The following is a 15,181-nucleotide window of genomic DNA, read 5'->3' as shown; positions in this document are numbered from 1 at the left end:
TACCTCTTACAGATAAAGATAAAGTCGGGCTTTGTGCGCCCCCAGAATATTGGCGCTGCCATACAGCGTAACGGAAGAGTGCGCCGGAACCGTTATACTGCGCGCCGGATCCAGCGGATGCATTTCCAGCCCCCTGGCGTCATACCAAAAAAAGCGATAATGCACGGTCACCGGCACCTGGCGTTCATTAAACAATCTGGTGGTCGCCGTCGCTTGAATCTCGGATGCGGTCACCGTCGGTACTTCAGCGCTAATTCCCGCCGCCAGTACGTTTGATTCCATCACCAGACTTTGCCGATCGCTGACCGGAATTTCCGGATGCGAACCGCACCCGGCCAGTAACGTCACGGCCAGAAGTGCGCCGAAATGGGCTGCGCGCATGGATGTTAACCTTTATGAGCCAGCATCGGGCCTAATGGACGACCGCCCAGCAGGTGCATATGGATATGGTAGACCTCCTGGCCCCCGTGGCGATTGCAGTTGACGATCAGGCGATAGCCATCGTCGGCAAGCCCCTCGTCGCGGGCGATTTTCGCCGCAACGGTCATCATGCGTCCCAGGGCAAGCTCATGCTCTGCGGTCACATCGTTGACGGTGGGAATCAGGATATTGGGAACGATTAGAATATGGGTTGGCGCCTGCGGAGAGATGTCGCGAAAAGCGGTAACGAGCTCATCCTGATAAACCACATCCGACGGGATCTCCCGGCGAATGATTTTGCTGAAAATCGTTTCTTCTGCCATGACTGATTCCTTAATAATTTTTATACCGTGCTCTGGCCTGCCTCTGCAGGTAAACGCGGATGCACAGGATTCCCCTAAGAGTATGAGCGAGTTACTCCCCCTCTTTCAACCTGAATGCGTTTTTTCTTACGCGACTAAGCGCTTAGCTGCTGACGGATTAAGCGTTTCTCAGCAGCATGCGGTGCCGCGCTCGCGAAAGCGGCCTGCGGACCGCTATTTTTACCCTTGTTTACACATTAAATATTAATGCGTATATTTCTCATTTGTATTCACAATAAAAGCAGTGCGCTGACAATCGACCGCGGCCATAGCGCCGCAGCGAATAACAACTATTGAATGATCAAGGGTTTATGATGTCTCTCTCCACCAATTCCCGGGATGGGCGAACCGCGCCGTCCCTGCTTGCTGTAGGCATAGCGCTGGCGCTGTTTCCAAACCTTAGCCAGGCAGCCGGCGCCGCCGAAGACACTATCATTGTAGAAGGTTCCTCAGATAGCGCGTCGGATACACAAGAACAGGACTACAGCGTCAGAACCACCTCAGCCGGGACCAAAATGGAGATGGCCCAGCGCGATATTCCGCAGTCGGTCAGCATCATCACCGGGCAGCGGATGCAGGATCAACAGCTACAAACCCTGGGCGATGTGATGGAGCATACCATGGGGATCAGCGGCAGCCAGGCGGATTCCGACCGCACCAGTTACTACTCCCGCGGTTTTGAGATAGACAACTATATGGTCGATGGCATTCCGACCTGGTTTGAATCCCGCTGGAATCTGGGCGATGCGCTTTCCGATATGGCTCTCTTCGAACGGGTTGAGGTCGTGCGCGGCGCTAACGGCCTGCTAACCGGTACCGGCAATCCTGCTGCGTCGATCAATATGATCCGCAAGCACGCGACCAGCCGGGAGTTCAAGGGAGAGGTCTCGGCGGAGTACGGCAGCTGGGATAAGCAGCGCTACGTTGCGGATATGCAAAGCCCGCTGACTGACGATGGCAGCGTAAGGGCGCGCATGATCGCGGGTTATCAAAACAATGACTCGTGGCTGGATCGCTACAACAGCGAAAAAACGTTCTTCTCCGGCATTCTTGATGCCGATCTCGGTACATCGACCGCTTTATCCGCCGGCTACGAGTATCAGCGTATCGACGTGAATAGCCCGACATGGGGCGGTCTGCCGCGCTGGAATACCGATGGCAGCAGCAACCGCTATGACCGCGCTCGCAGCACCGCCCCGGATTGGGCCTATAACGATAAAGAGATCAACAAAGTCTTCGTCACGCTGAAACAGCGCTTTGCCGAGACCTGGCAGGCGACGATGAATGCCACCCATTCCGAGGTCAAATTCGACAGCAAAATGATGTACGTGGACGCGTACGTCAATAAAGCGACCGGAATGCTGGTGGGTCCTTATAGCAGCTACGGTCCGGGCTATGATTACGTCGGCGGTACCGGCTGGAACAGCGGCAAGCGTAAGGTCGACGCCGTTGACCTGTTCGCCGACGGCGGCTACGACCTGTTTGGTCGCCAGCACAACCTGATGATCGGCGCCAGCTACAGCAAGCAAAATAACCGCTATTTCAGCGCCTGGGCCAACGTGTTCCCCGATGAGATTGGCAGCTTCAATAACTTTAATAGCAGTAGTTTCCCTGAGACCAGTTGGGGCCCGCAGAGCCTGGCACAGGACGATACCACGCGAATGAAATCGGTATATGCCGCGACGCGTTTTTCCCTGCTTGACACGCTGCATCTGATCGTTGGCGTCCGCTATAACAACTGGAGTATCGAGACGCTGACCTACAACATGGAGAAAAACCATACCACCCCCTACGCCGGGCTGGTTTACGACATCAACGACAACTGGTCGGCCTACACCAGCTATACCTCCGTGTTCCAGCCGCAGAACAAGCGCGATAGTTCCGGTAAATACCTGACCCCGATTACCGGAAACAACTATGAAGTGGGCCTGAAGTCCGACTGGATGGACAGCCGTTTAACGACGACTCTCGCCCTCTTCCGTATTGAGCAGGATAATCTTGGCCAGGCGACCGGCGGGCAAATCCCGGGCAGCAACGGCGAAGCCGCCTATAAAACCGTCGACGGTACCGTGAGCAAAGGGGTGGAGTTTGAAATCAACGGCGCGCTCACCGATAACTGGCAGATGACCTTCGGGGCGACGCGTTTTGTCGCTGAAGACAATGAAGGCAATGCGGTGAACCCTAACCTGCCGCGTACCAGCGTCAAGCTGTTTACCCGCTACCGTCTGCCGGTAATGCCTGAGCTGACCATCGGCGGCGGCGTAAACTGGCAGAACCGGGTATATAAAGACACTGCTACGCCGTACGGCACCTTCCGTGCGGAACAGGGCAGCTATGCGCTGGTTGATTTGTTCACTCGCTACCAGGTCACTAAAAATTTTGCTGTGCAGGGTAACGTCAATAACCTGTTCGACAAAACCTACGACACCAACATCGATGGTTCAATTGTCTACGGCGAACCGCGCAACTTCAGCATAACGGCCAGCTATCAATTCTGATAAGCAGTCAACGTCACGGGAGCCGCCGGGCTCCCTTTTTGATGCCGGATGCCCATTAAAAAAGGCAGCCAGTTGGCTGCCTTAGTCTCCCCATATCACAACTTAGTTGCTGCGGATGTATTCATCCATTTCAGTTTTCAGGTTATCGGATTTGGTACCGAAAATAGCCTGAACGCCTGAACCTGCAACAACCACGCCTGCGGCACCCAGTTTTTTCAGGCCAGCCTGATCAACTTTCGCCACATCCGCCACGCTGACGCGCAGACGGGTGATACATGCGTCAAGGTTAGTAATGTTCTCTTTACCGCCGAAAGCGGCAATCAGTGCCGGGGCCATTTCGCTGGTAGCGCCAGCTTTGCTGTCTTCGGTTGCATCTTCACGACCCGGGGTTTTCAGATCCAGCGCTTTGATCAGCACGCGGAACACCACGTAGTAAACGATCGCATAGCAGATGCCGACTATCGGGAACAGCCACAGTTTGCTGCTGTTGCCGGACAGAACGATAAAGTCGATCAGACCGTGAGAGAACGAAGTACCGTCACGCATACCCAGCAGGATACAGATCGGGAAGGCCAGGCCTGCCAGAATCGCATGGATAATGTACAGGATCGGCGCAACGAACATGAAGGAGAACTCGATCGGCTCGGTGATACCGGTCAGGAACGAGGTCAGCGCTGCGGAGATCATGATACCGCCCACTTTCGCGCGGTTTTCTGGTTTAGCAGAGTGCCAGATAGCGATAGCAGCGGCCGGCAGACCGTACATTTTGAACAGGAAGCCGCCGGACAGTTTGCCCGCGGTCGGGTCGCCTGCCATGTAGCGCGGAATATCGCCGTGGAAGACCTGACCGGCTGCGTTGGTGTATTCACCAATCTGCATCTGGAAAGGAACGTTCCAGATGTGGTGCAGACCAAACGGCACCAGGCAGCGTTCAATGAAGCCGTAGATACCGAACGCCACAACCGGGTTCTGGTAAGCAGCCCACTGGGAGAAAGTCTGGATTGCGGTACCGATCGGCGGCCAGATAAAGGACAGGATCACGCCAGTGAAGATCGCTGCCAGGCCGGAGATGATTGGCACAAAACGCTTGCCCGCAAAGAAGCCCAGATACTCAGGCAGCTTGATGCGGTAGAAGCGGTTGAACATGTACGCTGCGATGGCACCGGAGATAATACCGCCGAGTACGCCGGTATCCGCCAGGTGTTTAGCCGCAATCTCTTCAGCAGGTAAATGCAGGACCAGAGGTGCAACCACGGACATGGTTTTTACCATGATGCCGTAAGCGACGACCGATGCCAGAGCGGATACGCCGTCGTTGTTGGTGAAGCCAAGTGCGACACCGATAGCAAAGATCAGCGGCATGTTAGCGAAGACCGAACCGCCCGCTTCCGCCATGACGTGGGAAACTACGGCTGGCAGCCAGCTGAAGTTTGCGGAACCGACGCCCAGCAGGATACCTGCGATAGGCAGTACGGATACCGGCAGCATCAGCGATTTACCGACCTTCTGCAGGTTAGCAAATGCATTCTTAAACATAATTGAGAGTGCTCCTGAGTATTTGGTGCTTTTTTACGTTTTCACGCATTGGCTCGGGGGGAGAACCGCGCCGTGGACAGGACATCTAAGCGCCCTTTATTTATTACACAGAGTAAAATAATTACCGGGATGATTGTTTGACGGCTATCACGTTTCAATCAGACATCCATTAAAAACTTACATTGGTTTACATAACTCGTGTCTGAATGTTGCCAAAAAACCTTCACCGCCCCATTTGTGGCGGTGAACTTTACTCGCTTTGGCTATTAATTACGAGCCTTAAAATAATAAGCAATATCAGAGAGGTTGCAGCCGGGAGGGGTCGATATGAAAAAGCGTAGCGAAATTTTCCGTGGTCTGTTGCGCCAGCTGCTCCAGCGATACGCCCTTAAGCACCGCCATATACTCGGCGACGTCCCTGACCATGGCCGGCTGGTTCTCTTTACCGCGATGCGGTACCGGCGCCAGATACGGCGAATCGGTCTCTACCAGCAGGCGATCGAGAGGGACATAGCGCGCAGCATCGCGAAGCTGCTCCGCATTTCGGAACGTCACAATGCCGGAAAACGAGATGTAGAACCCCATATCCAGCAGCTTACCCGCGGTCTCCCTATCCTCAGTGAAACAGTGTAGTACGCCACCGCAATCCGTCACTTTTTCTTCGCGTAAAATTTCCAGCGTATCGGCGCGGGCATCGCGGGTATGCACGATAACCGGTTTATTCATCTCCCGACCTATACGGATATGGTCGCGAAAGGACGCCTGCTGACGCGCTTTCGTTTCCGGCGTGTAGAAATAATCGAGCCCGGTTTCGCCCATCGCGACCACGCCGTCCTCTGCGGCGAGCTGGCGCAGCTCTTCAACGTCATACTCTTCATCCTGGTTTAACGGATGCACGCCGCAGGAGAAAACGACGTCGCGACGCTGGCCCACCAGTTCGCGCATACCGCGGTATCCCGGCAGCGTCGTGGCAACCGCCAGGCAAAATTTCACATCGCGTGCGGCGGCCTTTGCCAGCACATCGTCCACATCTTTATGCAGCGCTTGATAATCCAGGCCATCGAGATGGCAATGGGAGTCGACTAAAAACATGATGTCTCTCTCAGAGATGGGATACGGGAAGGACCGCCCCGGGTTGCAGGTAATGTTCCCAGCGCAGAAGGCGCTCGGTTAGCAGCAGTTCGCGATTAATGCCGACCACGCTCAGCAGCTGCTCGCGGCAGGCGCTGACGTCGCGCGCGATCGCCTGCAGGCGCGCCGCCGGCAGCGCAGCGGCCAGCTGATTGACCAGAGGCCAGACATCAGGATTGCTGATAAGGGTAATCCCCTGCTGCCTTTTTTGCGCGTCGACCAGCAGCGATGCCAGCCAGTGCAGGCGAATCGCGGCCTGTTCATGGTTCAACATCGGCAACAGCGTCAGCCAGTCGCCGTGGGTTAAAATATTTCCGAGAATCTGGCAAAGCTGCTGGCGCGGTGCCCAGTGAGCTTCCTGAAGCAGATCCAGCGCCGCCGCTGGCGCGTTGGCGCTCAGCCGCAGCGCCGCGAGCAGCGCGTCCTGTGACATTGTCACTTCACGCTCTAACCACGCCAGCGCGTAGCGTTCTGAAGGCGGAGCGAGGTGAAATAACCGACAGCGGCTGCGCAGCGTCGCCAGCAGGCGCGCGGGTTCCTGACAGGCCAGGAAGAACCAGGTATTCTCCGGCGGCTCCTCCAGCGTTTTTAGCAGCGCGTTTGCCGCCGCGTCGGTCAGCATGGCGGCATCGCCGATCCACACCACCTTCGCGCCGCCCAGCCGGGCGTGTTCATAGAGCTTTTCGCTCACTTCGCGCACGGCATCGATGCCGAGCGAGCTCTTCCCCTTTTCCGGGGTCAACGCATAATAATCTGGATGGGTGCTGGCCTGCATCAGCTGGCAGCTATGGCAATGACCGCAGCTTTTATGCCCTTCCGGCTGGCGGCACATCAGAAAGCGACAAAGCGCATAAATCAGCGCATCGCTACCCATGCCCGGCAGGGCCTGAACCATTAGCGCATGGTGGCCGCGCCCCGCCTGATAGCTGGCAACCAGCTGTTCAAAGGGCGGGCGTAACCACGAATACCATTTCATGCGCCTTGCTCCGCGACCCACTGATTCACTACCGCCCGAATGTCGCGCTTCACGGCCTCCAGCGGCTGGGTAGCGTCAACGGTGCGTATAGTGGGATCCTGCGCCGCCAGTTCAAGGTAGCGCGCGCGGGTACGATTAAAGAAATCCAGCGACTCCTGCTCGATTCGGTCAAGTTCACCGCGGGCGCGGGCGCGCTTCAGGCCGACTTCCGGAGTCACGTCAAGGTAAAGCGTCAGATGGGGACGAAAGTCTCCCAGTACCGCGTCACGCAGGGTCGCCAGCATCGTCTGATCAATTCCGCGACCGCCGCCCTGATAAGCCTGGGTTGAGAGATCGTGACGATCGCCGATGACCCACTGACCGCGCGCCAGAGCGGGTTTGATAACCGTCTCCACCAGCTGTACGCGCGCCGCGTAAAACATCAGCACTTCCGCTTTATCATTAATCACTTCATCGCCGGTGGACTGAATATCCAGCACCAGGCTGCGCAGCTTCTCGGCCAGAATGGTGCCGCCCGGTTCGCGGGTAAACACCATATCGCTAACGCCCAGCTGTTTTAGCGTCTCTACCACACAATCACGCGCGGTGGTTTTCCCTGCGCCTTCCAGGCCCTCGATGACGATATAGTTACTGCGCATTTTTTTCCTTAAGTACTTTCAAATAGTCCTGGACCGAGCGGTTATGGCTGGCCAGGTTAGTGTTAAACGTATGTCCGCCCTTCCCGTCCGCGACAAAATAAAGGTACGGCGTTTTCGCCGGATGCGCGGCGGCGTTTAGCGAGGCCTCGCCCGGTGCGGCGATCGGTCCCGGCGGCATGCCGTTTATGACGTAGGTATTGTAAGCGGTTGGGGTTTCCAGGTCTTTACGCGTCAACTTGCCATTATAACTCTCACCCATCCCGTAAATCACGGTCGGATCGGTTTGCAGGCGCATACCGATCCGTAAACGGTTGATAAATACCGATGCGACGCGGTCGCGCTCGTCCGATACCGCCGTCTCTTTTTCGATAATCGAGGCCATTGTCAGCAGCTGGTTCTTATCGTGATACGGCAGATTCTCCATCCGCCCTTCCCAGGCTTTATCGACCGCGGCAACCATCTTCTGATGCGCCCGCTTAAGGATCGCCACATCGCTGGTATTGGCGGTATACATCCAGGTATCCGGCCAGAACCAGCCTTCGACCCAGTCAGGATGCTCGAGATCAAGGGCCTTCGCGACGGTTTCATAGCTATCATCCGCCAGCGTATGCTTGACGTAAGGCGCATCGCGCAGCTGGCGCAGGTAATCGCTCACCCGCATCCCTTCAACGAAGCGCAGCGGAAACTGCGCCTCTTTGCCGCTGGCCAGCAGCTGCAGCATCTGGCGGACCGTCATATCAGGCGTGAAGCGATAGGTTCCGGCTTTAAAATGGGAGAGCTCAGGCTCTATGCGCAGCAGCCACTGGAAAACCCGCGGTCGGTTAATGACTTTATCGCTATACAGCTGTTGCCCAAGCGCCAGGCGCCCCGTTCCGGTGGCAAGAGTAAAGATAGTCTCTTCTTTAATCAGCAACTTGCTGTCCGCCAGCTGGCGAACTTTCCACATACCGATGCCCGCGGCAATGCCCAGCACCACCACCAACAGCAGGATGAAACGTAACATTTTCTTCATGACTAATCAGACAGCTCACACAAAGGGGCTAAAAAATGGTAAAGCTCGCGGGCGGACCAACATTTATCGTTCCAGCGGCGAACAGGCACTAGCGGCATTAAGGCGTTACAGACCACGACCTCATCGGCTTCGCGTAACGCCTCGGGACGCATGGTGGCTTCGACAACGCGAAACGGCGATGGTGCCAGCTTAGCGAGAATGTACTGGCGCATAATACCGTTGACCCCCGCCTGATCGAGGCGCGGGGTAAAGACGTCGGATCCTTTACGCCAGAATACGTTCGCGGCACAGCATTCCGTAAGCCACCCGTCGCTGTCAAGGACCAGCGCCTCATCGGCGTCCGTCTGCTCAAGATGAGAACGAATCAGCACCTGCTCCAGCCGGTTAAGGTGCTTGAGTCCGGCGAGTGAAGAGTTGCGTCCCAGCCTGACAGGGCTCAGCGACAGGGAAATCCCCTCCTCGCGCCAGCGCAGATAGTGGGCCGGCCTGAGCGACACGCTGAGAATTCTTGTGGGATTGACGCAGCCCGCGGCGCTATAGCCGCGGCCGCCCGCTCCGCGAGTGATGATGACCTTCAGCACGCCATCCTGATGAGGCTGCGCCAGACGCGCCATCTCCTGCGCTAATAGCGCCCAGTCGTCATAGGGGATAAAGAGCTTTTCACAAGTCGTCTGCAGGCGGGCCAGATGGGCTGACAGCAGTTGAACCTGGCCTCTGAGGATGCGCGCAGTGGTAAAGCAGCCATCGCCGAACTGCACGCCGCGATCGTTCACCGCGAGCGTTTCACTTTCAGCGCCATTGATTAAAAACATAAAAGACTCCTTATCGCTGGCCGGTTAGTTTCACAGGAGGAGAGACATTGAACAAGCGGAGAAAACCGAATAAAAAAGGCCCGACAAGCGGGCCAATTTTCGATGGGCATTGACGTCAACCGAGATGTTACGTCAGGCGCGCATCACACCTTTTTAAAGATTAACGAGCCGTTAGTGCCGCCGAAGCCGAAGGAGTTACACAGGGTATACTCCAGACCGCTTACCTGACGCGCTTCGTGTGGGACGAAGTCCAGATCGCAACCTTCATCCGGGTTATCCAGGTTGATGGTTGGCGGAACGGCGCTATCGCGCAGCGCGAGGATGGAGTAGATAGACTCTACTGCGCCCGCTGCACCGAGCAGGTGGCCGGTCATTGACTTAGTCGAGCTCACCATTACGCGGCTGGCAGCGTCGCCGAAGACAGATTTCACCGCCTGCGCTTCTGCTTTATCGCCCGCCGGCGTAGAGGTACCGTGGGCGTTGACGTAGCCAATCTGGCTTGCGTCAATACCCGCGTCGCGAATGGCGTTCACCATCGCCAGCGCTGCTCCAGCGCCATCTTCCGGCGGTGAAGTCATATGGTAGGCATCGCTGCTCATACCAAAACCGACGATTTCAGCATAGATTTTCGCACCGCGTTTCTTCGCGTGCTCGTACTCTTCCAACACGACCATGCCGGCGCCGTCGCCCAGCACGAAACCATCACGCTCTTTATCCCACGGACGGCTTGCCGCCTGCGGGTTGTCATTGCGAGTGGACAGCGCGCGCGCTGCACCAAAGCCGCCTACGCCCAGCGGGGTACTGGCTTTTTCCGCACCACCGGCGACCATTGCGTCAGCATCGCCATAGGCGATAACGCGCGCGGCGTGACCAATGTTGTGTACGCCAGAAGTACATGCGGTTGCGATGGAAATGCTTGGTCCACGCAGACCAAACATGATGGTCAGATGCCCGGCCACCATGTTAACGATTGTGGAAGGAACAAAGAATGGGCTGATCTTACGCGGTCCGCCTTTTACCAGCGAACTGTGGTTTTCTTCGATCAGGCCAAGCCCGCCAATACCGGAACCAATAGCGGCGCCGATGCGGGTAGCATTCTCTTCCGTCACTTCGAGGCCAGAATCCTGCATGGCCTGAATGCCAGCGACAATTCCATATTGAATGAAGGCATCCATCTTGCGCTGCTCTTTGCGCGAGATGAAGTCATCACAGTTAAAATCCTTTACTAAGCCAGCAAATTTCGTTGCATAGGCGCTAGTATCGAAATGGTCGATCAGGCTGATGCCACTCTGACCGGCAAGGAGAGCTTTCCAGGTAGACTCTACGGTATTGCCGACAGGAGACAACATGCCCAGTCCGGTCACAACTACACGACGCTTAGACACGGTTGTCCTCCAGGGAGGGAAAATAGATTCTTGTGGGACAAAATGTAGATAAAACTCAGGCGGTCGAATGACCGCCTGGAGATGTTCACTTACGCCTGGTGGCCGTTGATGTAATCAATGGCAGCCTGAACAGTAGTGATTTTCTCAGCTTCTTCGTCCGGAATCTCAGTATCAAACTCTTCTTCCAGAGCCATTACCAGCTCAACGGTGTCAAGAGAATCAGCGCCCAGGTCTTCAACGAAGGAAGCATTGTTGGTAACTTCTTCCTGCTTAACGCCCAGCTGTTCGCCGATAATTTTCTTAACGCGTTCTTCGATAGTGCTCATACTCTTAAATTTCCTATCAAAACTCGCTTTCGCGATGGTTTTCGTAGTGTATAAAATGTTGAAAAATTTGCAACTAAATCCCGGCAGGTCTTACCACGATTTTACGCTATTTTGCGGCTGTTTGCCCTCATAACGCAAATCATTTTGTACAAAACATTACAGTGAACCGCACAGACTGCGCGGTTCCTGAGCGTTTTGCGCAAATCTCGGTCAGACCATATACATTCCGCCATTGACGTGCAGAGTTTCACCGGTGATGTAACTCGCTTCGTCAGAGGCTAAAAATGCCACCGCACTGGCGATTTCATTTGGAGAGCCGAGGCGCCCCGCAGGAACTGCCGCCAGCGTACCCGCACGCTGCTCATCGGTCAGCGCACGCGTCATGTCCGTTTCAATAAAGCCCGGAGCAACAACGTTTACAGTAATACCGCGGGACGCAACTTCGCGAGCCAGTGATTTACTGAAGCCAATCAGACCCGCTTTCGCCGCAGCGTAGTTGGCCTGACCCGCATTTCCCATGGTACCAACCACAGAACCGATAGTGATAATACGTCCATGACGCTTTTTCATCATAGCGCGCATTACCGCTTTTGACAGACGGAAAACAGATGACAGGTTGGTTTCGATAATATCGTTCCACTCATCATCTTTCATGCGCATTAACAGGTTATCACGAGTGATCCCGGCATTGTTCACCAGGATATCAACTTCACCAAATTCTGCGCGAATATTTCCCAGAACAGATTCAATAGATGCAGGATCGGTCACATTCAGCAGCAGACCTTTACCGTTAGCACCTAAATAATCGCTGATCGCCTGCGCGCCGCTTTCGCTGGTCGCAGTCCCGATAACTTTCGCGCCACGGGCAACGAGCGTTTCAGCGATTGCGCGGCCAATCCCGCGACTTGCACCGGTAACCAGCGCGATTTTTCCTTCAAAACTCATGGTTTTCCTCTTTTATTGCTCAAGCGCCGCAGACATCGCCGCCGGCTCGTTAAGCGCGGAAGCGGTCAGGGTGTCAACAATACGTTTAGTCAGGCCGGTGAGGACTTTACCCGGGCCTACTTCATACAGATGCTCTACGCCCTGTGAAGCCATAAACTCAACGGTTTTGGTCCACTGAACTGGGCTATACAGCTGACGGATCAGGGCATCACGAATAGCATCAGGCGCCGTTTCACTTTGCACGTCGACGTTATTCACTACCGGAATCGTCGGCGCGTTAAAGGTGATTTTCTGCAGCTCAACGGCCAGTTTTTCCGCCGCAGGCTTCATCAGCGCGCAGTGGGACGGTACGCTGACCGGCAGCGGCAGCGCACGTTTAGCGCCCGCAGCCTTACAGGCTGCGCCAGCGCGCTCTACGGCTTCTTTGTTACCGGCAATAACAACCTGCCCTGGCGAGTTAAAGTTCACCGGAGAGACGACCTGCCCTTCGGCAGACTCTTCGCAGGCTTTCGCAATCGCCGCGTCGTCAAGCCCGATGATCGCGGACATCGCGCCGGTACCTTCCGGTACCGCTTCCTGCATAAACTTGCCGCGCATCTCAACCAGGCGTACGGCATCGGCAAAATCGATAACGCCTGCGCATACCAGCGCAGAATATTCGCCGAGGCTGTGGCCCGCCAGCAGAACAGGCGTTTTACCGCCCTGCTGCTGCCAGACGCGATACAGCGCAACGGAAGCGGTCAGCAGCGCCGGCTGAGTCTGCCAGGTTTTGTTCAATTCTTCCGCCGGGCCTTGCTGCGCAAGCGCCCACAGATCGTAACCCAACGCCGCAGAGGCTTCACGGAACGTCTCTTCAATTACCGGGTAAGCGGCCGCCATATCTGACAGCATCCCGACACTCTGAGAGCCCTGTCCCGGGAACACAAAAGCAAATTGCGTCATGTTTAAATCCTTATCCTAAAAACGAACCAGCGCGGAACCCCAGGTGAACCCGCCACCAAAGGCTTCCAGCAGAATAAGCTGACCACGTTGAATGCGGCCATCGCGAACGGCTTCATCCAGCGCACAAGGAACGGAAGCCGCCGAGGTATTGCCGTGTCGGTCGAGCGTGACGACGACATTATCCATCGACATTCCCAGCTTCTTCGCCGTGGCGCTGATAATGCGCAGGTTGGCCTGATGCGGCACCAGCCAGTCCAGCGCCGAACGCTCGAGATTATTCGCGGCTAAAGTCTCGTCCACTATATGCGCCAGTTCGGTCACCGCAACCTTAAAGACTTCATTACCCGCCATCGTCAGATAGATCGGGTTTTCCGGTTCGACGCGATCGGCGTTCGGCAGCGTCAGCAGTTCGCCGTAGCTCCCATCCGCATGCAGATGCGTAGAGATAATGCCCGGCTCTTCAGAAGCGCCCAGCACAACGGCGCCAGCGCCATCGCCAAAAATAATGATGGTTCCGCGATCGGCAGGATCGCAGGTGCGCGCCAGCACGTCAGCGCCAATCACCAGAGCGTAATCAACCGCGCCGTTTTTCACGTATTGATCGGCAACGCTGAGCGCGTAGGTGAAACCCGCGCAGGCCGCAGCAACGTCAAACGCCGGGCAGCCTTTGATACCCAGCATTGATTGAATCTGGCAAGCCGAGCTAGGAAACGCATGGGTACCGGAGGTGGTCGCAACAATAATCAGACCAATTTGCTCCGGCTTGACGCCCGCCATATCCAGCGCATTCTTAGCGGCTTCAAGGCCCATCGTAGCAACTGTTTCATTCGGTGCGGCAATACGACGCTCGCGGATACCGGTACGAGTAACAATCCACTCGTCAGACGTATCAACCATATTTTCCAGTTCAGCGTTCGTACGCACGTGCTCAGGCAGATAGCTGCCGGTACCAATAATCTTCGTATACATGTACGCTCAGTCACTCTTGGGTAATATACCGGGTTAACTCAAACTGCGAGGCGTCAGTCGTTTCCGGTCATCCGGGTTTGAGGCCTGGAACTTCCGCTTCTGCCGCCTTCAGGCAATTCGAAACCTGCAGGGTATAAAGATTCCAGGCGAGCGGCAATTCGCTGAGGAACCTGCCGCTGCACAGCCTGCACTGCCTGCTCTATCGCGACGCAAAAAGCGCGCTGATTGGCAGCCCCATGACTTTTAATCACGGAACCGCGTAATCCTAACAGACAGGCACCATTATACTGGTCGGGGTTGAGGTGACTGAATCGCCTCGACAGGCTTTTTTGTAACCAACGCTTTAATAAAAGCAGCCACCACGACCTTTTTTTCCCCTCTCCCTGTGATTTCAACAGTGAAAGGAACATTCTGACAACACCTTCCATCGTTTTTAATGTGACGTTGCCCGTGAATCCATCACAAACTAAAACATCCGTTTTGCCCGTCAACAATTCGTTGGCTTCCAGATACCCAATATAGTTGAGGGTTGGCAGGGTTTTCAAAACTGCCGCCGCGTCACGAATGCTGCTGAGACCTTTCATCTCTTCTTCGCCGATATTCAGAAGCGCAACCCGGGGATCCTTAATACCGATAACTTCTTCGGCAAGAACCGCCCCCATAACGGCAAACTGCACCAGCATCGTGCTATCGCAATCGACGTTAGCGCCTAAATCCAGCACCACCGTTTTGCCCTTCAACTGATGCGGTAGCATGGTGACCAGCGCGGGGCGCTCAATTCCCTCAATGGGCTTAAGCAGCAGCTTCGCCAACCCCATCAGCGCGCCGGTGTTACCCGCGCTGACGCAGGCCTGCGCCCGCCCTTCTTTTACTAACTCCAGCGCGATGCGCATTGAGCTGCCGCGACTGGCGCGAATGGCCTGCGCGGGTCGAGCATCACTGGCAATAACCGACTGCGCAGGGATAACCTGCAGACGCGAACGTTGTTCAAAATCAGCTTTGGCAAGTAATGGCGCGATAGCGTCGGGATCGCCGACTAAAAGAAGTGTGAGTTGTGAATTAGAGTTCAGTGCCTGCAATGCTGCAGGCACTGTCACGGAAGGGCCAAAATCCCCGCCCATGACATCTAACGCCAGGGTTAGACGTGTCAAGGTATCGTCGCTGCCCGGTTCGGTTATTCCCCAGTTACCCGGGGAAATCCTCACTAAGCTTCATCACGCTTTCGCGTG

General features: G+C 55.7%; 15 protein-coding genes. 1 reads left to right on the top strand and 14 read right to left on the bottom strand.

All coding sequences use genetic code 11. The features are described from left to right. Window positions 1–6 precede the first annotated feature (6 nt). Both BWI76_RS11150 and hinT read right to left on the bottom strand, forming a co-directional pair. Window positions 7–381 (bottom strand): YcfL family protein, encoded by a 375-nt coding sequence (locus tag BWI76_RS11150; RefSeq protein ID WP_004131416.1) that lies wholly within the window; start codon window positions 379–381, stop codon window positions 7–9. A gap of 5 nt (window positions 382–386) precedes the next feature. Then, window positions 387–743 carry a purine nucleoside phosphoramidase gene (gene hinT, locus BWI76_RS11145; protein ID WP_004112181.1) on the bottom strand — a complete coding sequence of 119 codons (357 nt, stop codon included), beginning with the start codon at window positions 741–743 and terminating at the stop codon, window positions 387–389. A gap of 353 nt (window positions 744–1,096) precedes the next feature. Between hinT and fhuE the strand changes: the two genes are divergently transcribed. Continuing rightward, window positions 1,097–3,280, top strand: a complete 2,184-nt coding sequence (gene fhuE / locus BWI76_RS11135) for a ferric-rhodotorulic acid/ferric-coprogen receptor FhuE (protein WP_406565774.1) — start codon at window positions 1,097–1,099, stop codon at window positions 3,278–3,280. Between the two features lie 102 nt (window positions 3,281–3,382). Here the strand turns inward: fhuE and ptsG are convergent, their stop codons facing one another. From ptsG to plsX, 12 genes are all read right to left on the bottom strand, one after another. Continuing rightward, entirely contained in the window at window positions 3,383–4,816 is a 1,434-nt protein-coding gene (gene ptsG / locus BWI76_RS11130) for a PTS glucose transporter subunit IIBC (protein WP_004132359.1), read from the bottom strand. 297 nt (window positions 4,817–5,113) lie between these two features. Further along, complete coding sequence (locus BWI76_RS11125) at window positions 5,114–5,908, bottom strand: metal-dependent hydrolase (protein ID WP_049089977.1); 795 nt, start codon at window positions 5,906–5,908, stop codon at window positions 5,114–5,116. Between the two features lie 10 nt (window positions 5,909–5,918). Further along, window positions 5,919–6,923 (bottom strand): DNA polymerase III subunit delta', encoded by a 1,005-nt coding sequence (holB, locus tag BWI76_RS11120; RefSeq protein WP_049089976.1) that lies wholly within the window; start codon window positions 6,921–6,923, stop codon window positions 5,919–5,921. Next, on the bottom strand, window positions 6,920–7,561 hold the full coding sequence (gene tmk / locus BWI76_RS11115; protein ID WP_004132353.1) for a dTMP kinase: 642 nt from the start codon (window positions 7,559–7,561) through the stop codon (window positions 6,920–6,922). Before tmk ends, holB begins: the two co-directional genes overlap by 4 nt. Then, complete coding sequence (gene yceG, locus BWI76_RS11110; protein WP_004132351.1) at window positions 7,551–8,573, bottom strand: cell division protein YceG; 1,023 nt, start codon at window positions 8,571–8,573, stop codon at window positions 7,551–7,553. Before yceG ends, tmk begins: the two co-directional genes overlap by 11 nt. 2 nt (window positions 8,574–8,575) lie before the next feature. Continuing rightward, window positions 8,576–9,385 (bottom strand): aminodeoxychorismate lyase, encoded by an 810-nt coding sequence (gene pabC / locus BWI76_RS11105; RefSeq protein WP_004132349.1) that lies wholly within the window; start codon window positions 9,383–9,385, stop codon window positions 8,576–8,578. Window positions 9,386–9,528: 143 nt separating this feature from the next. Then, a complete protein-coding gene (gene fabF / locus BWI76_RS11100; RefSeq protein WP_004132347.1) occupies window positions 9,529–10,770 on the bottom strand; it encodes a beta-ketoacyl-ACP synthase II in 1,242 nt (413 codons plus the stop codon). A gap of 89 nt (window positions 10,771–10,859) precedes the next feature. After that, a complete protein-coding gene (gene acpP, locus BWI76_RS11095) occupies window positions 10,860–11,096 on the bottom strand; it encodes an acyl carrier protein (protein ID WP_000103754.1) in 237 nt (78 codons plus the stop codon). A gap of 210 nt (window positions 11,097–11,306) precedes the next feature. Beyond that, window positions 11,307–12,041 (bottom strand): 3-oxoacyl-ACP reductase FabG, encoded by a 735-nt coding sequence (gene fabG / locus BWI76_RS11090; protein ID WP_004131399.1) that lies wholly within the window; start codon window positions 12,039–12,041, stop codon window positions 11,307–11,309. Between the two features lie 12 nt (window positions 12,042–12,053). Further along, window positions 12,054–12,983: an ACP S-malonyltransferase gene (gene fabD / locus BWI76_RS11085; protein WP_004132345.1), complete on the bottom strand. Its 930-nt coding sequence runs from the start codon at window positions 12,981–12,983 to the stop codon at window positions 12,054–12,056. A gap of 15 nt (window positions 12,984–12,998) precedes the next feature. After that, window positions 12,999–13,952, bottom strand: a complete 954-nt coding sequence (locus tag BWI76_RS11080) for a beta-ketoacyl-ACP synthase III (RefSeq protein ID WP_004131395.1) — start codon at window positions 13,950–13,952, stop codon at window positions 12,999–13,001. Window positions 13,953–14,005: 53 nt separating this feature from the next. Next, entirely contained in the window at window positions 14,006–15,103 is a 1,098-nt protein-coding gene (plsX, locus tag BWI76_RS11075) for a phosphate acyltransferase PlsX (protein ID WP_071830712.1), read from the bottom strand. Window positions 15,104–15,181: the final 78 nt, after the last annotated feature.

This window comes from Klebsiella sp. M5al (assembly GCF_002090195.1).
Taxonomy (GTDB): Bacteria; Pseudomonadota; Gammaproteobacteria; order Enterobacterales; family Enterobacteriaceae; genus Klebsiella; species Klebsiella grimontii.
The sequence above is the reverse complement of the archived record's forward strand: the minus strand, read 5'-3'. Positions and strand labels throughout refer to the sequence as shown.

Bases quoted from the DNA above. Each gene is read 5' to 3' on its own strand.
- BWI76_RS11150 (WP_004131416.1), bottom strand. From the start codon at position 381: ATGCGCGCAGCCCATTTCGGCGCACTTCTGGCCGTGACGTTACTGGCC.
- hinT (WP_004112181.1), bottom strand. From the start codon at position 743: ATGGCAGAAGAAACGATTTTCAGCAAAATCATTCGCCGGGAGATCCCG.
- fhuE (WP_406565774.1), top strand. From the start codon at position 1,097: ATGTCTCTCTCCACCAATTCCCGGGATGGGCGAACCGCGCCGTCCCTG.
- ptsG (WP_004132359.1), bottom strand. From the start codon at position 4,816: ATGTTTAAGAATGCATTTGCTAACCTGCAGAAGGTCGGTAAATCGCTG.
- BWI76_RS11125 (WP_049089977.1), bottom strand. From the start codon at position 5,908: ATGTTTTTAGTCGACTCCCATTGCCATCTCGATGGCCTGGATTATCAA.
- holB (WP_049089976.1), bottom strand. From the start codon at position 6,923: ATGAAATGGTATTCGTGGTTACGCCCGCCCTTTGAACAGCTGGTTGCC.
- tmk (WP_004132353.1), bottom strand. From the start codon at position 7,561: ATGCGCAGTAACTATATCGTCATCGAGGGCCTGGAAGGCGCAGGGAAA.
- yceG (WP_004132351.1), bottom strand. From the start codon at position 8,573: ATGAAGAAAATGTTACGTTTCATCCTGCTGTTGGTGGTGGTGCTGGGC.
- pabC (WP_004132349.1), bottom strand. From the start codon at position 9,385: ATGTTTTTAATCAATGGCGCTGAAAGTGAAACGCTCGCGGTGAACGAT.
- acpP (WP_000103754.1), bottom strand. From the start codon at position 11,096: ATGAGCACTATCGAAGAACGCGTTAAGAAAATTATCGGCGAACAGCTG.
- fabG (WP_004131399.1), bottom strand. From the start codon at position 12,041: ATGAGTTTTGAAGGAAAAATCGCGCTGGTTACCGGTGCAAGTCGCGGG.
- fabD (WP_004132345.1), bottom strand. From the start codon at position 12,983: ATGACGCAATTTGCTTTTGTGTTCCCGGGACAGGGCTCTCAGAGTGTC.
- BWI76_RS11080 (WP_004131395.1), bottom strand. From the start codon at position 13,952: ATGTATACGAAGATTATTGGTACCGGCAGCTATCTGCCTGAGCACGTG.